Consider the following 23,846-nt stretch of genomic DNA (forward strand, 5'->3'; position numbering starts at 1 on the left):
TTGTGAACAGATTGAGTAGGAGGCTGGCATCGACCCGTGAGGATCTCGTTGGGGCTGCTTCCTTCCGGACCTGACCCGGTTGGCGAGGAACACGTCCGCGCCAACCTCCCGAGGGGCTATATGCGGATTCTTGGCCAAGGATGCAAGAGGGAGTGGCCCTCGCTTCGCCCACACGATAAAAACACGTCACCTTGAAGTGATCCACTTGGCCACTTGTGTCGTTATGGGTGCGCCGGTCTCAATTGGAACCCTCCATGTCCGCCCAAGCCTCCCGAGACGAAATCTCCGATCTGCTCGCCCGCTGCGTCTTGCGCGACCAGGCCGCTTTTCGTGATCTCTACGATCGCACCAGCGCGAAACTGTTCGGCGTCCTCCTGCGTATCTTGAAAGACCGGGCCGAAGCAGAGGAAGCGATCCAGGAAGTGTATGTAAAGATCTGGTATCGGGCCGATCGGTTCGTTGCCGGCCAGGCCAGCCCCATAAGCTGGCTGGTGGCCGTCGCCCGCAATCATGCCCTCGACATTTTGCGCACCCGCCGCCCCGCCGCGGCCGATATCGACACCGTTCTCGATATCGCCGACCCTGCGCCTTCGCCCGAACGCATGACGGCGGACAGCCAGGATCGCGCGCGCATCGAACACTGTCTCGGCACCCTCGAAAGCGATCGCGCCGATGCCGTGCGCGGCGCCTATCTCGATGGCTATTCCTATGAAGAATTGGCTTCCCGTCATGCCGTGCCGTTGAATACCATGCGTACATGGCTGCGGCGCAGCCTCATCAAGCTGAAAGACTGTCTGGCAGCATGAGTATCGGTGACGACAACAATAGCGATGCGGGCGAGGCTCGCCTGACTCAGGTGGCCGAATATGTGCTCGGCCTGCTCGATGCCGAAACGCATGCCCGCGTCGGTCGCGCCATCGAAGCCGACCCGCGCCTGCGCGCCGAACGCGACTTCTGGCAGGCCCGCTTTTCTGGCCTCGATCATGAATTCGAAGAGGTGGCGGCGCCCGCTCATGTCCTGCGCGCGGTGGAAGCGCGCCTCTTCGGCAAGGCGAGTGCAACCGCGACACGCTGGTTCGATTCCCTCTTTCTCTGGCGCGGCCTCGCCGCTGGCGCTTTGGCCGTGGCTGTCGCCGTGGTTGGTTTCGGCCTCATGCGCCCTGCCAGCGACTCGACCGCTCTGACCCAGCAATTGGTGGCTGCGCTTCAGTCCGAAGGCAGCGATGTGCAGTTCATCGCCGTCTATGACGGCGAGGGCAATGTGCGTCTGGCCGGTTTGTCCGGCGCGGCCCAGCCCGGCAGCGATTTTGAACTTTGGGCCATTCAGGGTGGGAACAATCCCATCTCCATGGGCGTTATTCCTGCCGGCGCCAAGACCAGCGTTCCCCTCTCTCCCGCCGTCAGTGCGGGTTGGGGCGAAGGTTCGGTTCTGGCCATTACGCTCGAACAGGCCGGTGGCTCGCCAGATGGCAATCCTCACGGTCCCATAGTTGCCCAGGGCGTCGTCACAAATATCTGACGATGCCGTTCGAAGTCATTCCATGAATTTTTCAAGCAATCGGCTTTCTGATGGAAGTCGGTTGCTTTTGATTTTTCACGAGTGTGACGCCGAAAAAATAATCGACGAAAATGCGAAAAAAGTGAAATCGGCTGAAACTTGTTTTTCCTGGCCCTCGTAACTTCCCGTGACCCCGCTGAAACATGGGGCAAATCGAGGAAGGAACAAACAGATGACTCTCTCTTTGCGTACGCTTTTCGTTGCCGGCATGCTCTCCGTCTCGGCTCTCTCGGGCACTGCCTTCGCCCAGGACAATCCTGAAGTCGGTGGCGCGCCGATGTATGCAGACAAGAACATCGTCGAAAATGCCGTGAACTCGGCTGACCACACCACGCTCGTTGCCGCCGTCCAGGCTGCCGGCCTGGTCGAAACCCTCCAGGGTCCTGGCCCGTTCACCGTATTGGCTCCCGTCAATGCCGCCTTCGAAGCCCTGCCGGCCGGTACCGTCGAAAACCTGCTGAAGCCGGAAAACAAGGATGCGCTGGTCAAGGTCCTGACCTGCCACGTCATCCCTGCCAAGGCGCTCTCCACCGACATCGTCTCGATGGTCGAAGCTGATGGCGGCGAGCACGTCGTTGACACCGTGGGTGGCTGCAAGCTGACCCTCAAGGCCACTGACGGCAAGGTCACCGTGACCGACGAGAACGGCACCGTTGCCAATGTCACCATCGCCGACGTGATTCAGTCCAACGGCGTGATCCACGTCATCGACGCCGTCCTGACCCCGAAGATGTAATCCTCGGCATCGTGCGGTTCAGGGTGGGAGGGCTTGCGGGTTTCCGCAAGTCCTCCCGACCCGTATCCAATGTTCAGCGCCGCTTGGGCCCGGTCTCGCGCCAGTCTCCGGGCCCCAGTCCGTCCAGCGTCCACTCCCCGATGCGCCAGCGCACCAGCCGCAGTGTCGGGAAACCCACTGCCGCCGTCATCCGCCGCACCTGCCTATTGCGTCCCTCGCTGATGGTGAGCGACAGCCAGCTGTCCGGCACGCTCTTGCGAAACCGCACCGGCGGATCGCGCGGCCAGAGTTCGGGTGGCTCGATCATTTCCGCCTTGGCCGGCCGCGTCGGCCCATCATTGAGTTCTACGCCCCGGCGCAGACGCTCCAGCGCCTCGGGTGTCGGCACCCCTTCCACCTGCACCAGATAAGTCTTTTCCAGCTTGAATTTCGGGTCGGCAATCCGCGCCTGCAACCTGCCGTCATCGGTCAGCAGCAGCAGCCCTTCGCTGTCCTTGTCCAGCCGGCCGGCGGCATAGACCCCCGGCACGGTGATGAACTCCGCCAGTGTCCGGCCTTCGCCGGTAAACTGGGTGAGGACATTGAACGGCTTGTTGAAGAGGATAAGGCGCGACATGCCCCTGGCATCCGGCATGGCGGGGCGTTCGTCAAGCGGCTGCTGGCGCTTTCGTGACACCCAACTTCCCTCCAACCCTTGCCCGAAGCGGCAACGCTGGCTATGCCCATGAGAACAATTCCAGGCGCTGCGCCGGAAAATCGAGGAGTTCGCCTTGGCCAAACGCCGCCACCCCACCTCTTTGCGCACATCCGGCGAGGACGTGGTCGTCTCCAAAAAGGTCCCTGACACGCCCCAGACGCGCAGTGCTGCCTATCGGCTGGCCTTCGCCGATGACGAGTTCATGACCTCCGAGGACACGCGCGGCATTCGCTTCCAGCTCGAATATCTCAAGACCGAATTCCGCCTGCGCGAACACGGCATTACCTCGACGGTGGTGCTGTTCGGCGGTGCCCGCATTCCCGAGCCTGGCAAGCCGGCCTGGGCCGCGCGGAACGAAACGCAGAAGCACAATCTCGAGGCCGCCTCGCGCTATTACGAGGAAGCCCGTCGCTTCGCCCAATTGGCCTCCCAGACCTCCGCAACCACCGACTACAAGGAATATGTCGTGGTGACCGGCGGCGGTCCCGGCGTCATGGAAGCGGGCAATCGCGGCGCTGCCGATATGGGCGCGCCCTCTATCGCGCTCAATATCGTCCTGCCGCACGAGCAGGCGCCCAACCTTTACGTCACGCCCGATCTCAGCTTCAATTTCCACTATTTCGCCACCCGCAAGATTCATTTCCTGCTGCGGGCCAAGGCCGTCGCCGTCTTCCCCGGCGGTTTCGGCACCATGGACGAATTTTTCGAAACGCTGACCCTGATCCAGACTGGCCGGATGGAGCGCGTGCCCCTGCTGCTCTTCGGCCGCGATTTCTGGACCAAGGTGCTCAATCTCGAAGCCCTGGCCGAGGCCGGCACCATTTCCCCCGAGGACATCAATCTCTTCAGTGTCGTTGACAAGGCCGAAGAGGGCTGGGACATCGTCCGCCAGTTCTATGATCTTCCCCAGGTGGGAGAGCCGGCCTGGCTCGGCGGCTGAAACGCGCGACCTTAACGGCATTGCCACACTAGCCAGCTAGATTGCCGCAATTACTGCGGGGGCAATGCGTTGGAAACTTTCGATCTCGTCGTCATCGGTTCGGGGCCTGCCGGGCGCCGGGCCGCCATTCAGGCCGCCAAGCTCGGCAAGTCGGTGCTGGTGGTGGAAAATCGCCTGCGGCTCGGCGGCGTCTCAGTCCATACCGGCACCATTCCCTCGAAAACCCTGCGCGAGACGGTGCTCAACCTCTCCGGCTGGCGCGAACGCGGCTTTTATGGCCTTGCTTATCGCGTCAAGAAGGACATCGAGGGTAAGGATCTCGGCGCCCGCCTGCGCAAGACGCTCGACTACGAAATCGAGGTGCTCGAACATCAGTTCGCCCGCAATGGCGTGCGCACTTTCGGCGGCATCGCCCGCTTCCGCGACGATCACCATATCTGTGTGACCGATCATCTCGGCGACGAACATCTCTTCGGCTTCCACAACGCCATCATCGCCGTTGGGACCGCACCCTACCGTCCGGCCAATATTGCCTTCGACGATCATACCATCCTCGACAGCGACAGCCTGGTCAGCGAATTGCGCGTGCCGCGCAGTCTCACCGTGGTGGGCGCCGGCGTCATCGGCATCGAATATGCCACCATCTTCTCCGCCCTCGACGTGCCGGTGACCATCATCGAGCCGCGCGACAATTTCCTCGATTTCATCGACCGCGAGATCATCGAGGAGTTCACCCATGATCTGCGCCAGCGCGGGGTGACCCTGCGCCTGGGCGGCAAGGTCGATCATGTGGAAAAGGATGCGCAGGGCTGGGCCATCGCCCATCTGACCGATGGACGGCAAATCCGCTCCGACATGCTGCTCTATGCAGCGGGCCGCGTTGGCGCCACTGCCGATCTGGGGCTCGAATGCTGCGGCGTGGTCCCTGTCGAGCGCGGCCGTCTCAAGGTCGACCCGGATACCTTCCAGACCGAAATTCCCCATATTTACGCCGCCGGTGACGTCATTGGTTTCCCGGCGCTGGCCTCCACCTCCATGGAACAGGGCCGCATCGCCGCCCTCCATGCCTTCGGCGCCAAAATGCCGCCGGCTCCGGCATTTTTCCCCTATGGCATCTATGCCGTGCCCGAAATCTCCACCATCGGCCTCACCGAAACGCAGGTGCGCGAGCAGAAAATCCCTTATGAATGCGGCGTCGCCCGCTTCCGCGAAACCTCGCGTGGCCACATCATGGGCCTGCAGTCGGGCATGATGAAGATGATCGTCTCGCTGGAAACCCGCAAGCTGCTCGGCGTCCATATCGTGGGGGAGGGCGCCACCGAGCTCATCCATATCGGCCAGGCCGTGCTCAATCTGGGCGCCACGCTCGACTATTTCGTCGAAAACACCTTCAACTATCCGACGCTCGCCGAAGCCTACAAGATCGCCGCCCTCGACGCCTGGAACCGCATGCCCCGCGTTACCCCGGTCGCGCCGGTGATGGACAAGGCCACGCCAACGCCCGACGCGAGCCCGGACACGCCGGAGCCGGCCAAGGGTTAGACTTGTAACGCCCAGGAGCCACCGGCACGAGCCTCAGACCCTATGTGAGCGCCCGGCTCAGTAGCTCTTCTCCGGCAGCGGGATGAACTCGGTCTCGTCCGGCACCGGCCCGAAGCGCGCCTGTTTCCAATCTTCCTTGGCCTGTTCGATCCGCTCCTGGCTCGACGAAACGAAATTCCACCAGATATAGCGCGGCCCTTCAAGCGCCGCGCCGCCCAGGAACATCATCCGCGCCGGGCTGGTCGCTGTCACCGTGATGGCGTCACCCGGCCGGAACACCAGCAGTCGCGGCCCCTCGAACACGTCGCCGGCAATCTGCACAGCACCGCTGACCAGATAGATCGCCCGCTCCTCATAGTCATTGTCGAGCGGCGCGCTCATGCCGGCGCCCAGCTGCACCTCGACATAGAACCAGTCCGACACCGTCTTGACCGGCGCCGCCTTGCCAAAGGCCTTTCCGGCGATCACCCGCGCAGTGAGCCCGCCATCGGTGATCGAGGGCAGCGCGTCGGCAGAAAAATGCTGGAAACTAGGGTCGATTTCCTCCTGCCCCGCGGGTAGGGCGATCCAGCTCTGCAGCCCCAGTAAACTATGCCCGTCCGCGCGCTCCACCTCCGGCGTGCGTTCCGAATGGGCAATGCCGCGTCCCGCCGTCATCAGGTTCATGGCGCCGGGGCGAATGTCCTGGATATTGCCCTCGCTGTCGCGATGGGTGATCTTGCCATCGAACAGATAGCTCACCGTCGCCAGTCCGATATGAGGGTGCGGCTTGACGTCCATGCCCTGGCCCGCCATGAACTGCACCGGCCCGAAATGATCGAAAAAGATAAACGGGCCAACCATTTGCCGCTTGCCATGCGGCAGCGCCCGCCGCACCGGAAAGCCCCCACCGAGATCGCGCGTCCGCGGCACCACCACCAGTTCCAGCGCGTCGCAGCTCTGCCGGTCTCCGGCAATCGGATCATAATCGGGCAACCAGGTCATCGGCCTCTCCTTCAGCCCAATTCTGCCGCCAACCCGACACCCTTGTCGACCCGGCACAGCCATGTGCCCTGGTTGGTTACGCAGATGCTGCCATTACCAATGAGCGGCGGCGCTACCCCTGCACCCGCCAGGCATCGAAGCTGCCGCCGGCGATCATGGCCCAGTAGAGTTTGCCCGAGCCGGTGCGGGCGGTGGCGAGGCCGAATTCGATGAATTTGGGCGAGAGCAGGGTGTTGCGATGGCCCTGCGAGGCGAGCCAGCCCTCGATCACGTCGGGCAGGGTCTTGTAGCCCTTGGCGACGTTTTCGCCGACCGCGCCGAGATAGCCGGCTTCGGTGACGCGCTGGCGCAAGGTGACGCCGAGATCGTGGCTCAATGTGTCCTTGCTGGCCATCAGCCGGGCCTGCGAGCGGGCCGCGGTTTCGAGCCGCGGATTATAGCTCCAGGCCGGCGCGCCATTGGCCTTGCGCACCGCATTGATGGCGGCAACGATCTGCTCGCGCGTCAGGTCCTCGGGGCGATTGGAGGTGCTGGCAGGCAGCGGCGGAATGGTGGCCGAGCAGGCCGATAGCAGCGCGGCGGCGCCCAGAACGAGGACGGCGCGGCGCGAAAACTGGGTCATGACAACGGTCCGAAAGCGGGATCAGGCCTGGTCATAGGCACTGAGCAGATTGGGAAGCACCGCCAGATCGCCGATGATCGAATTGCCATCTGCCAGATCCCAGCAGGCCGAGAGGCCGGAATGGGCGGCGGCGAAACCGATCAGGCGCTTGCGGTTGAGGCCGAGCCGGGCCGAAAAGGTATCGGCCATGGCCTTGATGCGGCGCGGATCGGCATAGAGCTTGGGCGAGCCCTGCGGATTACGGAAGGCATTGGCCAGTTCGTAATGCGGATCGCCGAACAGGCCCTTGGGATCGATGGCCAGCCAGCCGCGATCGGAGGAGAGGATATTGTCGTGATGCAGATCGCCATGCAGCGGCAGTTCGGCGGTCGGCTTGTCGAAGAGTTTGAGCGCGATGCCGGCGGCGCGGGCATAGAGATCGCGGGCCGTGTGCGGCCAGGCGCGCACATCGGTGTCGAACAACGCCTCGAAGCGCTGGCGCAGCGGCATCAGCCCGTCCGGGCGATCCGGCCGGGGACGATGCAGATTGGCGACCACGGTGGCAAAGGCATTGGTGGCCTCGTCGTCGCGGCCATTGCGCGAAGGATCGCCCAAAGTGCCGCCATCGATCCATTCCATGAAAATGGTGTCACCATGAATGTCGAAGACGGTGGCGGCGCCATCCCCCTCATACCATTGCAAAAGACGCGCCCCGCGCCCCTCTTCGGCCGAGGCCGATGGCTTGAGAATTTTCAGCGCCCCGGAACTACGGCTGCCCTGCTCGACCCGAAAGATCCAGCTGCGCGGCGTTTCGGCCACCGGGGTCGATTTGGTAAGCGACCAGCGGATCATGGCGCGGCTCAGCGCGGTTTCGGCAGGGGACTGATTCATCATGATGCCATTAAAGCAGAAGCCGAGGGCGGATTCGACCGGTGGCGGCAAAAGATGATGGAAATGCGGCGGGCGTGCTGATTAGGAAGGCAGGGTCACCGCCTATGGGTTTGAGCCTGCTGCACACCCCCTCCCAACCTCCCCCTGAAGAAGGGGGAGGAGCCGCATCGCGTCCTGGGCAAAAGTCAGCCAAAAGCACCGGCCGTCGTCCTCTCCCTTGCGGGGAGGGCTGGGGTGGGCGGATGAGAGCCCGTTGGGAATGGGCCATCTGCGAGAGCCCTATCCGCAAGGCAGAGCGCCCGCAGGGGCTCCAGTCCAATAGCCGGAGTCCGAAACCCTACCCGATCTTGTAGGCGTCCTTGGCCGACTGGTAGCTCAGATGTTTGGCCAGATCTTCGGCCGTGGCGCGGGTGAGGCGATTTTCGGCGACCCAGGTGCCGAGGAAATGGCAGACTTCGCGGCGCCACACATCGTGGCGGGCGGGGATGGAGAGCAGCGCCCTTGTATCGTCGTTGAAGCCGGCGAGATTGTAGAAGCCGGCGGTTTCGACCACCTGGTCGAGATAGCGGCGAATGCCCTGGGGGCTGTCGTGGAACCACCAGGGCGGCCCGATCATCAGCGAAGGCCAATAGCCCGCCATTGGCGCCAGTTCCCGCGCATAGGTCGTCTCGTCGAGCACGAACATCAGGATGCGCAGATTGGGCTCGTTGCCACAGCGGCCGAGCAGGGCCCGCAGCCCGCCGACATAGTCTGTCGGGCCCGGAATATCTGCGCCCAGATCCGGCCCGCGTTCGGCGAACAGCAGCGGATCGGTGTTGCGGCGCGAGCCGGCATGGATCTGCATGACCATGCCATCCTCGACCGAAAGCAGCGCCATCTCCGTCAGCATCTGCGCGCGGAACAATTCGGCGTCCTGGGCGTCATGCCGACCGGCCAGCACCTTGTCGAGCAGCGCCTGCTTCTCAACCAGAGGCAGGTCGGCGGTATTGGCCGTCGGCACGCCATGATCAGTCGCCACTGCGCCAAAACGGCGGAAGGTCTCGCGCCGCTTGCGGTGGGCATTGATGAGGCCGTCCCATTTGGAAATGTCTTCGCCGGTCAGCTCGCCGAATTTTTTCAGATTGTCGACAATGGCCGGGCGGCTGGGATCGGTGACATCGTCGGGGCGATAGGTGGTGCGCACCCGGCCGATATAGTTGTCACCCTCCATTTTCTGGTGATGGGTGAGCGGATCGAGCGCGAATTCGGTGGTGGCGATCACCTCGACATTGAAGCGATCGAGAATGGCGCGCGGCAACAGCTCCGGCGTGCCCAGGCGCGAGTCGATGGCGTCATAGATGGTGTCGGCGGTCTTGCCCGACAATTCCTCGGCAATGCCGAAGACGGCCTGGAGGGAATGATCGACCCAGGTTTTCGACGGCGTGCCGGCAAAGAGGTGATAATTGTCGGCAAAGAGCCGCCAGGCCTTGCGCCCATCTGTCTCCACCGGCCCGCCGTCCTTGCGCGCAATCCCCAGCGTATCATAGGAAATGCCGCGGCTTTTCAGCATGCGCAGCACATAATGGTCCGGCGTCAGGAACAGTGCCGTGGGGCTGGCAAAGCGGCCATTGTCGGCAAACCAGGCCGGATCGGTATGGCCATGCGGACTGACGATGGGCAGGTCCTTGACCGCCGGATAAAGGTCGCGCGCAATGGAGCGGGCCGGCTCGGAGGCGGGGAACAGGCGGTCGGGATGGAGATGGGCTGGCTGGGTCATGGGCCGGTTGTGCCACGATCCCGGGCCGGTTTCAACATCTACCATACAAGATGCCGATGCGCGGCATTTAAAACAAATTAACGCCGTTTGCAGGCGTGAGTTCGTCCACGCGTCAAGGGGGGTTAGCCTCTGGCGCAGAGGGTGAGAAACGGCTGAGCAAGGCGGCTGCCCATTCAATGCGACGGTTCCGGGGTGAACCGTTGCTGTGGAGGGCGACATGGCCAATATCGACTTTCGCGACATCGGAACCGACATCGACGCCATGCGGCGCCGGGCCCGACATGCCGGGCATGTGCGGCGGGCGCAGGCCATGCTGGTTGCCGCCGGGCTTGCCACCTGCGGCGTGGTGGCGGTGGCAGCGGTGCTCCTGACCAACGTCATCTAGATCATTTCAACCTGAGGCGGACTCTAGGCACTTTCGCCTCCCTCCCCCTTGAGGGGAGGGAATGAGGGAGGGGGTCCATCAGTGGGTCACCCAAAGACCCCCACCCCGGCCCTCCCCTCAAGGGGGAGGGAACGATGGAGCCGCATCAGTCAAAAGGTGAAACGGGCTAATCATTGCCGCAAAAGCGGTTTCCAGCCCGGCATCGTGTGACTACTATCCCGGCCGGGGAGGACCGATTGCGCATGCGCATTCTGCTGGTCGAGGACAATGAGGATCTGGGCGAGGCGATCGAAAAGCGCCTGCGCAATGCCGGCCATTCGGTGGAATGGGTGCGCGACGGCGCCGATGTGGTGCCCACCGCCGAAGCCGACCTGTTCGACGCGGTGGCGCTCGATCTGATGCTGCCCAATCGCGACGGCATCGGGCTGATCGCCGAATTGCGCAAGCGCAAGTTCAATGCGCCGATCCTGGTCATCACCGCCCGTTCGGAGATCGACGACAAGGTGAGCCTGCTCGATTTGGGTGCCGACGACTACCTCGTCAAACCCTTCGACCTGCGCGAGCTCGAGGCGCGCTTGCGGGCCTTGTTGCGGCGGACCGGCGGGCAGGCGTCGAGCACGCTGAGCGCCGGCAATCTCGAACTCGACCTGGCTGGGCTCAATGCGTCGGTCAATGGCAAGGCGCTGGAGCTGGGACGGCGCGAATTTCGCCTCCTTGAAATTCTGGCCACCAATGCCGGCAAGGTGGTGGCCAAAGAGCGGCTGATGAACCAGCTGTTCAATTTCGACGAGGCCGTCTCGGTCAATGCGCTCGAATTGCATATTTCGCGGCTGCGCAAGAAGCTCGAGGCCGCCAATGTCGAAATCGGCACGGTGCGCGGCGTCGGCTATGTGATGCGGGTGGGCGCCTAGTTGGCTGCCGGCACGGCTTCGCGCAAGACCTTTTCCATCCGCCGCCGCATCTTCGCGCTGGCCGTGGCGCTGTTGCTGCTGGCGGCGGTGGTGCTCATCGTCTTCATCCGTGACTATGCCGAGCGCGCCTCTGATCGTGCCTTCGACCGCTTACTGGCCGCCTCGGCGCTGACCATTGCCGGTGCGGTGCAGGTGGAAAATGAGGCGGTGGTGGTCGAAATCCCCTTCGCCGCCTTTGCCATGTTTTCGGGGCAGGACCGGGTGTTCTACGCCGTCGAGGACCCCGATGCGCGCACGGTGACAGGCTATGAGGACCTGGCCATGCAGATGCCCGAGACGGTGTCGGCCGAGCCGCGCTTTACCGATGTGGACTATCGGGGCGAGGTGGTGCGGGTGGCCAGTGTCGGCCGGCTGATCTCGACGGCGAGCGATACCGGCTGGGTCACCATCCACGTGGCCGAAACCCAGAAGCAGCGCGAGGCGCTGAGCGCCGAAATTCTCTCCAATGCAGTGCTGCCGGTGATTGCGCTGACGCTTCTGGCGGTGGGGCTCGTCTGGACCGGCATTTCGCGCATGTTCGCGCCGCTGACCGAACTGGAACACGAATTGCGCGCCCGCGCGCCCGATGACCTCTCGCCCATCACCGTGCCGGTGCCCGCCGAGGTCGATCATCTGGTGGCGGCGCTCAATGGTTTCATGGCGCGGCTGCAAAAGGCCATGGAGCGGGTCAGCGGGCTGGTGGCCGAGGCGGCGCACGAAGTCCGGACCCCGCTGGCTTCGCTGCGGGCGCAGGCGGAAGTGGCCATGGACGAGGCCGATCCGGAGGCCCTGCGCCGCCGCGTCGGGCGTATCCATACCGGCGCGGTGCAGGCCAGCCAACTGGTCAGCCAGCTCTTGATGGAAGCCACGATTTCCCACCGCATGGAGAACCAGGAGACCGAGAGCATCAACCTCGCGGCGGTGATCGAGGAGGTGCGGCAAAGGCTCGACCCCGATCAGGCGGGGCGGCTTGCTGTGGCCCTGACGCCAGAGGCCGCAGAGGCGGTGTTGCGCGGCGACCGCGTGGCGCTGCGGGAAATGATGCGCAATGTGGTGGACAATGCGCTGGTCTATTCGGAGGGCGGGGTGGACATTTCAGGTCGGCTCGAAGGCGGCGCGCTCATTGTTGCGGTCAGCGACCGTGGACCGGGCATCGAGGAGGGCGAGAAGGCCAAGGTGCTAGAGCGCTTCCATCGCGGCAAGGCCGGCGGCGGCAAGGTGGGATCGGGGCTGGGCCTCTCCATCGTGGCGCGGGTGGTCGCGGCGCATAGGGGCAAGTTGACGCTCCGGGATCGCCCCGGTGGTGGGCTCGCGGTGGAGATGGAGTTTCCCTTGCCAAGACGCGCCGGGCTGGGCCTCGGCGCGTTGGTCGTGCTGGCGGCGGCGACAATGCTCGCTCTGCAGCCCACGCCGACGGAGGCCGCCACCACCCACTATCCCGCCCCCGACGGCTCGACCGCTCGCATACTCACCATTCTGGGTACCACCGATACCCCGCTCTTTGCCCACTTCATCGAGGGGTTTCAGGCGCAGCGGCCCGATGTCGGCGTCCTCTACGAGGAAACCGACTCGCTGCCGCTATTCGAGGGCTTCCTCGCGGACAGCCTGGGCATGACGCCGGACCTGCTGATCAGCTCCGCCTCCGATCTGCAGCTGAAACTGGCCAATGACGGCTATGCGCTGGCCTATGACAGTCCCTATCTCAGCGCCCTGCCGGATTGGGCGCATTGGCGCAACGAAGTGTTCGGCTTCACCTTCGAGCCGGCAGTGATCATCTATAATCCCGACCGCATTTCCGCTGCCGAAGTGCCGCGCACCCACCTGACGCTGGCCGAATTGCTGGAGAGCCAGACCGAGCGTTTTCGCGGGCAGATCGCCACCTATGACATCGCCCTTTCGGGCGTCGGCTATCTGCTGGCGGCGCAGGACCAGACGATTTCCTCGACCTTCTGGCGCCTCGCCAATGCCTTCGGGCGCGTCAATGCGCAATTCTCGGGATCGAGCCCGGCCATTCTCAACGGGGTTGCCGATGGCTCGCTGGCGCTGGGCTACAACGTGCTCGGCTCCTATGCCTTCGCCCGGCAGGCCGAGGGTGCGCGCATCGAAATCGTCGTACCCGACGACTATGTGTTGGTGCTGACCCGCGCCATGCTGATCCCGCGCAGCGCCACCCAGCCCGATCTGAGCCGCGCCTTCGTCGATTTCGCGCTTTCCCCTGCCGGCCAGGCTATTGCCGCCGGTCCGACGGCGCTGGGATCGGTGGTGCCGGAGGGAAGCGGGGAATGGACCAGCGAAGCCATCGCGGCGCGCGGGCGCGGCGTTATCCAGCCCATCCCCTTGGGACCGGGCCTGCTGGTGGCGCTCGACACCCTGCGCCGGCAGCGCTTCCTCGACACCTGGCAGGAAATCGTCTCGCCCAAGCCTTAGGAGCAGATCGTGGAGATTATCCGCAGCGGAGAATGCGGCAACTCGCCGAAAAACGCCTTCGTCGAGGCGTTCATCATCGCCCTTATCGGCGGCAAGGTCCCGCCCGAAATGCTCAGCGATGATGCCGACTTGCCGTCGTCGCCCTGGAGCACAGCCAGTGCGCTGCGCATCAGCCACGCCATCAGTCACGGACGTGTCGGCGCCGGTAATGGCGTGGTGACGGAAGGCGGCAAGACGCTGGGCTTCGCGGTGGTCTTGGAATTTGCCAACACCAAGGGCGATCGCGTGCGCTCGGCCCGCCTCTATCGTGACGGCTAGAGGCCTCCACCTCAGCCATTTGTGCATATCTGGTGCCCCACGCCGATGATGCTTCCGCCAGCCCAATGCGACTTTTAAGGCATCTCTGCCCGACAAGGGGCCATCGCCATGCGCGAAGCTCTTCCCCTGGTGCATAGCTGCGCTGAGCAATCCGCCTCTACCGCCAGGCGGCATATGGGACCATCTAGGGGGCATGGAAGCGGCCCGGGATCATCCGGGCCCGGAAAGAGGACCTGACCATGACCGCCCCCCGCAAGAACAAGTTCTTTGCGACGCTCGACACTTTCGTCACCGTATTCGGCAGCGCTGCTGCTGTGTCGGCGGCTGTCGAAGCCGGCCGGGCGCCCAAGGCCAAGCACCTCACCAATCTGGGCATCGACCCCACCGCTTTCCGCTCCATCGGCCATTGACGAGCGCTTGGCGGCGCTCCTCCCTCAGCCGCCTTGTGGTACCATAGGCCGATACAATGAAGCCCGGACGCGCGTTTCCCTCCCGCGCCTCCGGGCTTTTTTCTTGCCCGGCGCCAGCAACGCGTCCAGGACATATTAGTGATTAGTCTTGGGTGCGCATAAACACTCTGTTTAGCTCAAAATCGTTTTGTGCCCGGCGATCGTCAGTCTTGCCGGGCCAACGCCCAGCCGAACGAAGAAACCAACCCTCTGTTTACCGCGCTCTGCGACGGTTTTTCGGCGTTCATGGGGACCGCTATGGCCAAAGGCGAGACCGAATTCCTGTTGCGACTTCAGACCGCGGTGCTGGAAGCGGTGGCGCGCGGCGAAACACTTGCGAGCATCGGCGACGAGATCTGTCGCGGCGTCGAGGCGAGTTCGGAGGGCATTGTCTGCTCCATCCTGCAGGTCGATGAAAATGGCGCGTTGCGGCCATTATCGGCGCCGAGCCTGCCCGACTATTACTGCAGGGCCATCGACGGCATCCTGGCCGGGCCCGCGGCGGGCTCCTGCGGCACGGCGGCCTATCGCAAGGAGCCGGTGCTGGTCACCGATATCGAAACCGACCCGCTCTGGCACAGCTACAAATCCCTGCCGCTCGACTTGGGCCTGCGTGCCTGCTGGTCCTCGCCGATCTGTGACAAGAACGGGGTGGTGGTCGCCACCTTTGCCTTCTACTACCGCTGCGCGCGCGGCCCCACCGCCTTCGAGGCCAGCATGGTGGAGACCTGTGTGCATCTATGCGCATTGGCCATCGAGCATGAGCGGGTGCGGGCCCGCAATCATCGCCTGGCCTATTACGATGCGCTGACAGGCCTGCCCAATCGCGGCCGCTTCAACGAAGTGCTGGCCGACCGCGTCGCCCTGGGCGCGCCCTTTGGCCTTATCCTCCTCGATATCGACCACCTCAAGCTGGTCAATGACAGCATCGGCCACGCTGCCGGCGATGCGCTGATCCGCGCCGTCGCCACGCGCCTCTCGACCTATGGCAACGGGGTCATGCCGTGCCGGCTGGGCGGCGACGAAATGGCCGTCATTGTCACCGACTGCACCGATCACAGTTGCCTCGAGCGGGTGGCTCATGGCCTGCTGCAGGCGACACATGGCATGGTCAGCATCGGCGACCAGAGCGTGGAGGCCCACGTCACCATGGGCGGCGCGCTGTTCGGCGCCGATGGTCATGACGCCGACACGCTGTGCCAGAACGCCGACTTCGCGCTTTATCACGCCAAACAGACCCATCGCGGCAGCTATATGGGTTTCCGCCCCGATCTGCGCACCGATATGGTGCAGCGCATCGGGCTGATCCGGCAGGTGGATTCCGCCCTCAGTGATGGCCGGATCATTCCCCATTACCAGCCGATCGTGCGGTTGGAGACGTCCGAGATCGTCGGTATCGAAGCCCTGGCGCGGCTGGCCATGCCCGATGGCCGGCTGGCCAGTGCCGGCGAATTCCATACCGCCATGGAAGACCCACGCATCGCCTATGAGCTGACCGGCACGATGCTCGAACAGGTGGCCCGTGATATCCGGGGCTGGCTCGACGCCGACATCCCGGTGCAGCATGTGGGCGTCAACGTCACCACCGGCGATTTCCAGCGCGGCAACCTCTCCGAGCGCGTCTCGCGCATTTTCGCCAAAGCCGGCGTGCCGCTGCACCACGTCATCCTCGAGGTCAACGAATCGGTATTCATGGGCGGCAATGATCGCGCCGTGCCGCATGCGGTGGAATCACTGCGTGACAAGGGCATTCTGGTGGCGCTGGACGATTTCGGGACCGGTTTCGCCTCGCTCACCCATCTGCTCAGCTTCCCCGTCGATATCATCAAGATCGACAAATCCTTCGTCGGCCGCCTGGGCAAGGACCGCCCCGCCGAAGTCGTGGTCAGCGCCATTCTCGATATCGCCCGCAAGCTCGACATGCGCGTGGTTGCCGAGGGCATCGAGAGCATGGCGCAGGCCGAGTTCCTGCGCCAGGAAGGCTGCAAACTGGGTCAGGGCTATCTGTTTTCACGCCCGGTTGCAGTGGCCGATGCCACCAAGCTCTTGCGCAATTTCGCCCAATCCATCGGCGGCGGTAAAACCACCAGCGCCGCCGGCCCGCGTTTTGCACTGGCGCGCTAGCGGCTTGTTACGCCGCAGCCCGGCACGGACCGGTGCTTGGTGACAGGACGGTGACAGGCTAGCCCATTAATCTTCCCTTTACGGACGCAACGACGTTCGCCTTGTTTCTGGGAGGATCTATGAACAAGCTGCTTCTCGCGGCGCTGGTTTCCGGTGCCATGTCTGTCTCCGCTTTTGCGGCCGATTACACCATTCTGGCGCCGGCCGGCCCCGGCGGCGGCTGGGACCAGACCGCCCGCACCATGCAGGAAGCCCTGACTGCCGAAGGCATTTCCGGCAATGTGCAGGTCACCAACGTGCCCGGCGCCGGTGGCACCATTGGCCTCGCCCAATTCGCCACGCAGGAAAATGGCAATCCCAACGCCCTGATCGTCGGCGGTTATGTGATGGTCGGCGCCATCCTCACCAATATGTCGCCGGTGACCCTGGCCGACGTCACCCCGATTGCCCGCCTCACCGGCGAGGCCGTCGCCATCGTGGTGCCATCCGCTTCGGACATCCAGGATCTTGCCGGCCTCATCGCCAAGCTCAAGGAAAATACCGGTGCCGTCGCCTGGGCCGGTGGTTCCGCCGGTGGCGTCGACCACATCACGGCCGGCCTCATCGCCAAGACCATCGGCGTCGATCCCACCCAGGTCAACTACATCGCCTATTCCGGCGGTGGTGAAGCGCTTGCCGCCATTCTCGGCGGCCAGGTGACCGTGGGCATTTCCGGCATTTCCGAGTTCGCCAGCCAGATCGAAGCCGGTGAACTGCGCCTGCTCGCCGTCTCGTCCGATGAGCGCGTGCCGGGCATCGATGGTCCGACCCTCAAGGAGGCCGGCGTCGATCTGGCTGTCCAGAACTGGCGCATGGTCGCCGCTGCCCCCGGCATCACCGCCGAGCAGAAGGCCGCCATCTCCGCCGACATCGAAAAGATGGTCAGCTCGGCCTCCTGGAAGTCGGCGCTCGAAGCCAAGGGCTGGGTCGATACCTATCTCGCCGGCGACGCCTTCGACACCCAGCTGGCAGCCGATATCGCTGCTACCGAGACCATCCTGAAAGACATTGGCCTGGTCCAATGACAACAGGCTCCTCCAGCCCGCAGCGCCGCCCCGATGGGGCGGCGCTGGTGATTGCGGCCATCCTGGCCGGCATCGCCATCGTCATCTTCTGGCAGACCAGCCTCATGCGCGTGCCACCGGTGCAACAGCGCGTTGGCCCCACCGTCTTTCCCTATATCGTGGCTTCGGGGCTGCTGCTCCTCGCCGTGGGCACGGTGTTTTCAGCCTTCCGCAACGGTTTCCCCGAGCGTTCCAAGGATGATTACGGTCCGATTTTCTGGGTCGTGGGCGGCCTTGTCGGGCAAATCCTGCTGCTCTCCACCGCCGGCTTTTCCATTGCCACCGGCGTGCTCTTCGCCTGCACCGCCAAGGCTTTCGGCCGCGGCCCGCTCTGGCAGACCATTCCGATCGGCGCCGTCTTCGCCTTCGTGGTCTGGTTCATCTTCGCCAAGGGCCTGCAATTGTCGCTGCCCATGGGCGTGCTCGAGCGTCTCCTGACCACCGGGAGTTTCGTCTGATGAACACCTTTGAACTTTTGGCCCAGGGGCTCGTCGCGGCCCTGCAGTGGCAGAACCTCATCTACGCGCTGATCGGCGTCACCCTGGGCACCGCCGTAGGCGTCCTGCCCGGCATTGGCCCGGCGCTCACGGTCGCGCTGCTGCTGCCCGTCACCTACAAGCTCGACCCCGCCGGCTCGCTGATCATGTTCGCGGGCATCTATTACGGCGGCATGTATGGCGGCTCGACCACCTCCATCCTGCTCAATACCCCCGGGGAAAGCGCCTCGATCGTCACCGCGCTCGAAGGCAACAAGATGGCCCGCAAGGGCAGGGGCGGCCCGGCTCTGGCCACCGCCGCCATCGGCTCCTTCGTCGCCGGCCTCCTCGCCACGCTGGGCCTCGCCTTCATTGCGCCCTTCGTGGTCAAGTTCGCGCTGTCCTTCGGCCCTGCCGACTATTTCGCGCTGATGGTCCTGGCCTTCGTCACCGTCTCGGCGGCCTTCGGCGACAGTGCCCTGCGCGGGCTCACCGCCTTGTTCATCGGCCTGGGCCTCGGCCTCATCGGCATCGACCTGCAGACCGGGCAGACCCGCCTCGCCTTCGGCGTCATGGATCTGCTCGACGGCATCGAGGTCACGACGCTTGCCGTCGCGCTCTTCGCCATCGGCGAAACCCTCAAGACCGCCTCGGATCGCGAACAGGTCGCAGCCCAGGTCATGGCCGTCAAGGGCTCGGTCTGGATGACGGTCGAGGACTGGAAGCGGAGCTGGGCCTCCTGGCTGCGCGGCACCTTTATCGGCTTCCCCATCGGCGCCATGCCGGCCGGCGGTGCCGATGTGGCCAGCTTCCTCTCCTACAGCGCCGAAAAGAGCTTCGCGAAGAATCCCGAAGAGTTCGGCCATGGCGCCATCGAGGGCGTTGCCGGGCCCGAAGCGGCCAACAATGCCTCGGCCGCTGGCACGCTGGTGCCGCTCCTCACCCTGGGCCTGCCGACCACCGCCACCGCCGCCATCATGCTGGCCGGTTTCCAGCAATTCGGCCTGCAGCCCGGGCCGCTGTTGTTTGCCAACAATGCCAGCCTGGTCTGGGCGCTGATCGCCAGCCTGCTGGTGGCCAATTTCATGCTGCTGGTGCTCAACCTGCCGCTGATCGGCCTCTGGGTAAAGCTGCTGACCATCCCGAAACCCTGGCTCTACGCCGGCATCCTGGTCTTTGCCACGCTCGGCACGCTGGGGGCCAATGGCGCCATGTCCATGGGCATCGGACCGGTGCGCATTTCCTTCGAGCTGGTACTGCTGCTCGCCTTCGGCATCCTCGGCTATCTGCTCCGCCGCTTCGGCTACCCGATTGCTCCGGTGGTGGTCGGGCTGATCCTCGGCCCCATGGCCGAGCAGCAATTGCGCCGGGCGCTGGCTATCAGCCAGGGCGAGCTGGGCATTTTGGTTTCCTCGCCCATCTCGATCACCCTCTACATCGTCGCCATCATCGCCGTCGGCCTGCCCTTCATCATGCGGATGCGTGGCAAGGGCCAGGTGCTCGGCCAATTGGCGACGGACGAAGACTGATCAGGCTGGCGGCATGCGCAGCGTATGCCGCCGCCAACACCCTGCGCCGCTTCCCCTCCGGGAGGAACCGAGCGCCATGCACCGCATTGATCCTCTGAACACCCACAAAACGGAGGATGCAAAATGGTGGCGCAGCGCGAAACCGAAGCGGCCAAGGTCGATTTTCTCGTCGACGAAAATGGCTCCCGGATCGATGTTCCCGATGATTCCGGCATTCGTGTTGCCGGCGAGCACGAAGCCAGCGTTGGCGGCACCGGCCCGACCAATTGGTGGCTTTATGGGCTCATCGCATTGGGGATCGTCATCGCTTTCCTCTTGGTCCTGCAGCTGTTCTCCGGCGCGCCGGGAACCGATGTGCAGCCGGGCACGCCCACATCGCAGCCGGTGACCGAGCAGATGGCGCCCGCATCCGGGCAATAAAAAAACGCGGCCCCGAGAGACCGCGTTGATTTCGGAGAAAAGCAACCAGATCAGCCGCGGATCGGCGACAGCTGGATTTCGACGCGACGGTTCTGGGCGCGACCGGCTTCGGTGCCGTTCGAAGCGATCGGGCTCGAAGAGCCCTTGCCTTCGATATAGAAGCGGCGCTGATCGATGCCCTGATTGGCGAGGATCGTGGCAACCGACACGGCGCGACGCTGGCTGAGCGCCAGATTGTGCTCGTTGCCGCCGGTGGAATCGGTGTGGCCATACACGTCGACAATGGTCTTGTTGTACTTCTTGAGCACGAGGCCAACCGAGACCAGGGTCTGGTTGAACTGCGGCTGCACCGTCGACTGGTCGGTGGCGAAAGTGATGTTGGATGGCATGTTGAGGATGATCTGGTCGCCCACGCGGGTCACCGACACGCCGGTGCCCTGCAGCTGCGCGCGCAGTTCGGCTTCCTGCTGGTCCATGTAATTGCCGATCGCAGCGCCCGTCAGGCCGCCGACACCGGCGCCGATCAGTGCGCCGACGCGCGGATCACCACCCACGGCGGCGCCGACAATGGCGCCGGCTACGGCACCGCCGCCCGCGCCAAGCAGGCCGCCGCCGGCCGTGTTGGAAAGCTGGCTCTGGCCGGTATAAGGATTGGTGGTGGTACAGGCGCTCAGCGCCAGGGTCGCCGCAAGGGCGACGATAACCTTCGACTTCATATGTATCCCCCTGAAGGATTCGCGAATGGAGTGGCGTCTACCTGCCCCTTCATTAAGGCAGGAGCGTGGTAAGCGGAAGGTGATGAATGGAGGATGAACGGGGAGGGGAAGGCGACAGACGGCTTTTGGGATTCCTTAGGGGCAAAGCGGGCATTGGGAGTTAAAGCTGCCAACCAAAGTCCGTCCCGTATCGCAGGCGGCTGGCTCAATCTACGCTGGAGCTTCCTCAACTTCGGGAGCTCGATCGCCCTCACCCTCGATTTCCTCAATATCGGGGTTCAGGTACTTGGCGTATGTTTTACGAAGGTAGGCGAGCGCGTCCTCACGGTCCACGCTGGCCTGCAATCGGTCTTGTACGAACCTCATCCGTCCCTTGCTCTCCGCGAACAGTTCGGCCCACGACTTGACCCACACTTCAACGAGGCCGTCGTCTGTCTGCGCCACCTGCCCACGCGGCTTGTCCTTCTGTCGTGCCTCCGTTTGCGCGAACTCGTCGAGGTCGTTGGAGACAACCCAGAACGTCCACCGGGTCTTGATGTGTCGGAACCTTTCGTCCTTTGCCACCGTGTAGGCGTAGTTCTTGGCCTGCATAATCTCCTGCCCGCCGACCTTCTTCGAAGGTCGCTTGAGTTCGACTACCAGATGCTCCCGTTCATCGGACCGATTAGTGGGTACTGAACGCGAGAGCATCAGGTCAACAATCCCGACCTTGCCGTCGATGCGCTTCACCGGGGCATCGATCACCACCTCTTCCCCGATCAATTGCTGGTGCTTACGGAGAACTTCAGTTAGCGACTGATCGTCAACGGTGAGGTTGAACTCCTCCCCGAACACCCAAGTGTTCCCCTCGGCCAATATGCGGTGAAGCTGGCTGCGCTCTTTCACGTGCGGTTTGGTTTCTGGGTCGAAGATCAGCGCTTCAAGACCCGTGAGGAACTTCATCCGATCAGCAACCAACCGCGAGGCGGTGATAATGTTGCCAAGATCCGCATCGCGAAGCAGTTGCGACAACTCCTGCTGCTTTTTCACGGGCAGCTGCAAGACCTCCGTAAAAATGTGTTGAAGCTCCTCTGGTCCTCGCTCGACAGCGTGGCGCAGTATCCTCAACTGAAACGCCTTGGTGCGGCTGTCCTGATCCGAGAACGTCGGAAGCTGCTTGTTCAGGTTGAGGGCAAGAATGTCGAACACCTGCCGCTCAGCGATTTCAACTACGGTCTCGGCCGGTTCCCGGTAAGGATAGACGTTCTGCTCCTTCCACCGCTCGATTTCGGAGCGAGATTGCTCCGCGTCGAGGTCCTTGAAGTAGCCCTTGGTGAGGTCCGCAGCCTCGTCATAGGCGGACTTTAGGGCGGGTGTGAAGTCAGCCAAGTCGATCTGGCCGGTGCTTTGAAGCTCGTCGAGAAGACGAGACCGCAGATAGGCGGAAAACTGATGTCCCGGCGTGTGGAAAGTCGGTGTCAGGCGTTGGAAGGGGAAACCCTCGTCGCCACACAGAAACACCCACCGCTCCGCTGACGACTTCCACTCGATCAGGTGCAGCTTGATGCCGTAGGTCTTTCCCTCATGCATCACATCCGTCAGTGCGAACTCCGCCCGGTTCTGGATTAGGCTTTCCGGGTCCAGCTTCGCGTTGTCCACAAAGACGGCTACGTCCTCATAGTCGGTCAGGTAGAGGGCGAAGAGTTCGGAGAACGGCTGGACGGCCTGGTCCGCTTCCAGCGAGCGGAAGGACCGATCTAGTTCGGTGATCCGCACCTCCACGCCAGTAGAGACGCCCTTTCCGACCTCCTCGGGTTCCGTCACCCGCACGTCCGTCAGGTTGTCGCGGATAATGGTGATGGTGAACCGAAGCACGCGGCCATCTTCCGCCCGATAGACGCTGGTCCAGTCGGCAACACGACCAAGAGCCAGCGCCTTGAAGCGCCCCTTGCCTTCCTTCCCGTGAAGGATGCGCCCGCGCTTTCGCGAGCGATTGCCGTTCGCCTTCCATGAGCCACCGAGCCTACCGAACAGCCCCTCGGCCTCCTCGTAGGCGATCCCGTGCCCGTTGTCGGTGACTACCACTGCCTCAAGCCCCAACGCGCCGCGTTCGAGTGTCACGCCTACGCGGGAGGCGTCGGCATCCAGGCCATTCCACACCAACTCCGCAACAGCGGGGATTGGCTTCGCACTGGCGAGTTTGCTGATGTGGTCCTTCTCGACCACCACTTGGTAATGCTTATCTGCCATTGCGCCCCCCAATGTTGCAAATCTATCGAACTACAAAGTGAAGTAAAAGCGCCACCGATTGGGACGCGAATTCGGTCACGATTGACCGGATTGGGCGCGATTGCGGAAGTGGTTTGCAACGGCGAATGCCCGCTTGCTGGCATATGCGGAGTCGGCTTCAACGAGCGCAATGGGCTCGCAACCAGCCGCACCACCCCGCGCGCGCCCCCTCACGTATTCGCCCATCCCGCATCCACCAAAAACTGTTGTCCCGAAATCATGGCGCTGTCGTCGGCGGCGAGGAAGAGGGCCATGCGGGCGCAGTCGTCGGGCATGATGTGGCCGGACAGCGCCTGGTGCGCTTCGATATCGGCCATGTCCTCGGGCTTCAGCCAGAGGTCGAGCTGGCGTTGGGTGACCACCGCGCCGGGCACCAGCGAATTGACGCGGATGCCGGAGCGTCCGAGTTCGCGGGCCATCGAGCGCGTCAGGCCGTGCATGGCGGCCTTGGCGGTTTCATAGAGCGGCAGCGAGGGCGTCATGATCATCCAGCTGATCGAACCGAAATTGATGATCGAGCCGCCACCCGCCCGCGCCATCCCCGGCGCCACCGCCTGCATGGCAAAAAAGGCGTGCTTGAGATTGACCGCCATGCGCTGGTCGAAATAGTCCGGCGTCACCTCGGCCCAGTCATGGCGCTGGTCATGGGCGGCATTGTTGATCAGCACCCGCGCCTCGCCATGCGCATCGGCAAAGCCTGAGATCGCCGCCTGATAGGCCGCAATATCGGTGATATCGCAGTCCGCAAAGCGCACGCTCTGGCCCGCCGCAACCAGCTCGGCCGCCAGCGCCTCACCCTCATCGACCGCGATGTCGACAAAGCCGACCCGCGCCCCCTGCGCTGCAAAATTGCGCACCAGTGCCGCGCCAATCCCTGAAGCGCCTCCCGAAATGACCACTGCACGACCCGCGAGACTGGGATAATTGGCAAAGCGCGACATAGCAGCGACATCCATGATTTTGCGTCCACCCCGTG

The 23,846-nt window shown here is 63.7% G+C and carries 23 protein-coding genes and 1 other RNA gene; 15 read left to right on the top strand and 9 right to left on the bottom strand.

What is annotated here, in order from left to right:
- Nucleotides 1–14: 14 nt before the first annotated feature.
- Nucleotides 15–110, bottom strand: an RNA gene (gene ffs / locus BGO80_RS14265) — signal recognition particle sRNA small type.
- 144 nt (nucleotides 111–254) lie between these two features.
- On the opposite strand from ffs, the gene BGO80_RS14270 reads away from it, so the two are divergent.
- The 3 genes from BGO80_RS14270 (at nucleotide 255) to BGO80_RS14280 (ending at nucleotide 2,294) form a co-directional block, all read left to right on the top strand.
- On the top strand, nucleotides 255–806 hold the full coding sequence (locus BGO80_RS14270) for a sigma-70 family RNA polymerase sigma factor (protein ID WP_286721998.1): 552 nt from the start codon (nucleotides 255–257) through the stop codon (nucleotides 804–806).
- Nucleotides 803–1,519 carry an anti-sigma factor gene (locus BGO80_RS14275; protein ID WP_286721999.1) on the top strand — a complete coding sequence of 239 codons (717 nt, stop codon included), beginning with the start codon at nucleotides 803–805 and terminating at the stop codon, nucleotides 1,517–1,519. Before BGO80_RS14270 ends, BGO80_RS14275 begins: the two co-directional genes overlap by 4 nt.
- A gap of 211 nt (nucleotides 1,520–1,730) precedes the next feature.
- Nucleotides 1,731–2,294, top strand: a complete 564-nt coding sequence (locus BGO80_RS14280; protein WP_286722000.1) for a fasciclin domain-containing protein — start codon at nucleotides 1,731–1,733, stop codon at nucleotides 2,292–2,294.
- Between the two features lie 73 nt (nucleotides 2,295–2,367).
- Here BGO80_RS14280 and BGO80_RS14285 read toward each other — a convergent pair whose 3' ends face one another.
- Nucleotides 2,368–2,970: a pseudouridine synthase gene (locus BGO80_RS14285; RefSeq protein ID WP_286722001.1), complete on the bottom strand. Its 603-nt coding sequence runs from the start codon at nucleotides 2,968–2,970 to the stop codon at nucleotides 2,368–2,370.
- Between the two features lie 94 nt (nucleotides 2,971–3,064).
- Between BGO80_RS14285 and BGO80_RS14290 the strand changes: the two genes are divergently transcribed.
- Complete coding sequence (locus BGO80_RS14290) at nucleotides 3,065–3,931, top strand: LOG family protein (protein ID WP_286722003.1); 867 nt, start codon at nucleotides 3,065–3,067, stop codon at nucleotides 3,929–3,931.
- Between the two features lie 69 nt (nucleotides 3,932–4,000).
- Nucleotides 4,001–5,473, top strand: coding sequence for a Si-specific NAD(P)(+) transhydrogenase (sthA, locus tag BGO80_RS14295; RefSeq protein WP_286722004.1), 1,473 nt, complete (start codon nucleotides 4,001–4,003; stop codon nucleotides 5,471–5,473).
- Nucleotides 5,474–5,530: 57 nt separating this feature from the next.
- On the opposite strand, the gene BGO80_RS14300 is transcribed toward sthA, so the two are convergent.
- The 4 genes from BGO80_RS14300 to uxaC form a co-directional block, all read right to left on the bottom strand.
- Nucleotides 5,531–6,457, bottom strand: a complete 927-nt coding sequence (locus BGO80_RS14300; RefSeq protein WP_286722005.1) for a pirin family protein — start codon at nucleotides 6,455–6,457, stop codon at nucleotides 5,531–5,533.
- Between the two features lie 112 nt (nucleotides 6,458–6,569).
- On the bottom strand, nucleotides 6,570–7,079 hold the full coding sequence (locus BGO80_RS14305) for a CAP domain-containing protein (protein ID WP_126149559.1): 510 nt from the start codon (nucleotides 7,077–7,079) through the stop codon (nucleotides 6,570–6,572).
- Between the two features lie 21 nt (nucleotides 7,080–7,100).
- Nucleotides 7,101–7,952, bottom strand: a complete 852-nt coding sequence (locus tag BGO80_RS14310) for an aminoglycoside phosphotransferase family protein (protein ID WP_286722006.1) — start codon at nucleotides 7,950–7,952, stop codon at nucleotides 7,101–7,103.
- Between the two features lie 334 nt (nucleotides 7,953–8,286).
- Nucleotides 8,287–9,705, bottom strand: coding sequence for a glucuronate isomerase (gene uxaC / locus BGO80_RS14315; protein ID WP_286722007.1), 1,419 nt, complete (start codon nucleotides 9,703–9,705; stop codon nucleotides 8,287–8,289).
- Between the two features lie 217 nt (nucleotides 9,706–9,922).
- Between uxaC and BGO80_RS14320 the strand changes: the two genes are divergently transcribed.
- The 10 genes from BGO80_RS14320 to BGO80_RS14365 all read left to right on the top strand — a co-directional run bounded on the left by BGO80_RS14320 (nucleotide 9,923) and on the right by BGO80_RS14365 (nucleotide 19,886).
- Nucleotides 9,923–10,090, top strand: coding sequence for a hypothetical protein (locus BGO80_RS14320; RefSeq protein WP_164550264.1), 168 nt, complete (start codon nucleotides 9,923–9,925; stop codon nucleotides 10,088–10,090).
- Nucleotides 10,091–10,332: 242 nt separating this feature from the next.
- Nucleotides 10,333–11,001, top strand: a complete 669-nt coding sequence (locus BGO80_RS14325; RefSeq protein ID WP_126149579.1) for a response regulator transcription factor — start codon at nucleotides 10,333–10,335, stop codon at nucleotides 10,999–11,001.
- Nucleotides 11,002–13,467 carry a sensor histidine kinase gene (locus BGO80_RS14330; protein ID WP_286722008.1) on the top strand — a complete coding sequence of 822 codons (2,466 nt, stop codon included), beginning with the start codon at nucleotides 11,002–11,004 and terminating at the stop codon, nucleotides 13,465–13,467. It abuts the gene before it with no gap.
- Between the two features lie 9 nt (nucleotides 13,468–13,476).
- Nucleotides 13,477–13,785: a hypothetical protein gene (locus BGO80_RS14335; RefSeq protein ID WP_126149563.1), complete on the top strand. Its 309-nt coding sequence runs from the start codon at nucleotides 13,477–13,479 to the stop codon at nucleotides 13,783–13,785.
- A 239-nt stretch (nucleotides 13,786–14,024) separates the two neighbouring features.
- Nucleotides 14,025–14,195 (top strand): hypothetical protein, encoded by a 171-nt coding sequence (locus tag BGO80_RS14340; protein WP_286722009.1) that lies wholly within the window; start codon nucleotides 14,025–14,027, stop codon nucleotides 14,193–14,195.
- Between the two features lie 297 nt (nucleotides 14,196–14,492).
- Entirely contained in the window at nucleotides 14,493–16,358 is a 1,866-nt protein-coding gene (locus tag BGO80_RS14345) for a bifunctional diguanylate cyclase/phosphodiesterase (protein WP_286722010.1), read from the top strand.
- 119 nt (nucleotides 16,359–16,477) lie between these two features.
- The gene (locus tag BGO80_RS14350) at nucleotides 16,478–17,422 is read left to right on the top strand and encodes a Bug family tripartite tricarboxylate transporter substrate binding protein (protein ID WP_286722011.1); all 945 of its coding nucleotides are present in this window, start codon (nucleotides 16,478–16,480) and stop codon (nucleotides 17,420–17,422) included.
- On the top strand, nucleotides 17,419–17,919 hold the full coding sequence (locus BGO80_RS14355; RefSeq protein ID WP_286722012.1) for a tripartite tricarboxylate transporter TctB family protein: 501 nt from the start codon (nucleotides 17,419–17,421) through the stop codon (nucleotides 17,917–17,919). Before BGO80_RS14350 ends, BGO80_RS14355 begins: the two co-directional genes overlap by 4 nt.
- On the top strand, nucleotides 17,919–19,466 hold the full coding sequence (locus BGO80_RS14360; RefSeq protein ID WP_286722013.1) for a tripartite tricarboxylate transporter permease: 1,548 nt from the start codon (nucleotides 17,919–17,921) through the stop codon (nucleotides 19,464–19,466). The genes BGO80_RS14355 and BGO80_RS14360 overlap by 1 nt, the downstream gene beginning before the upstream one ends.
- A gap of 123 nt (nucleotides 19,467–19,589) precedes the next feature.
- Nucleotides 19,590–19,886: a hypothetical protein gene (locus BGO80_RS14365; RefSeq protein ID WP_126149568.1), complete on the top strand. Its 297-nt coding sequence runs from the start codon at nucleotides 19,590–19,592 to the stop codon at nucleotides 19,884–19,886.
- A 50-nt stretch (nucleotides 19,887–19,936) separates the two neighbouring features.
- Here BGO80_RS14365 and BGO80_RS14370 read toward each other — a convergent pair whose 3' ends face one another.
- The 3 genes from BGO80_RS14370 to BGO80_RS14380 form a co-directional block, all read right to left on the bottom strand.
- On the bottom strand, nucleotides 19,937–20,602 hold the full coding sequence (locus tag BGO80_RS14370; RefSeq protein ID WP_126149569.1) for a YiaD family glycine zipper/OmpA-like lipoprotein: 666 nt from the start codon (nucleotides 20,600–20,602) through the stop codon (nucleotides 19,937–19,939).
- Nucleotides 20,603–20,812: 210 nt separating this feature from the next.
- Entirely contained in the window at nucleotides 20,813–22,831 is a 2,019-nt protein-coding gene (locus BGO80_RS14375; RefSeq protein WP_286722014.1) for an ATP-binding protein, read from the bottom strand.
- A gap of 209 nt (nucleotides 22,832–23,040) precedes the next feature.
- Nucleotides 23,041–23,826: an SDR family NAD(P)-dependent oxidoreductase gene (locus BGO80_RS14380; RefSeq protein ID WP_286722016.1), complete on the bottom strand. Its 786-nt coding sequence runs from the start codon at nucleotides 23,824–23,826 to the stop codon at nucleotides 23,041–23,043.
- Nucleotides 23,827–23,846: the final 20 nt, after the last annotated feature.

Source organism: Devosia sp. 63-57 (genome assembly GCF_001899045.1).
In the GTDB taxonomy this organism is placed as follows: domain Bacteria; phylum Pseudomonadota; class Alphaproteobacteria; order Rhizobiales; family Devosiaceae; genus Devosia; species Devosia equisanguinis.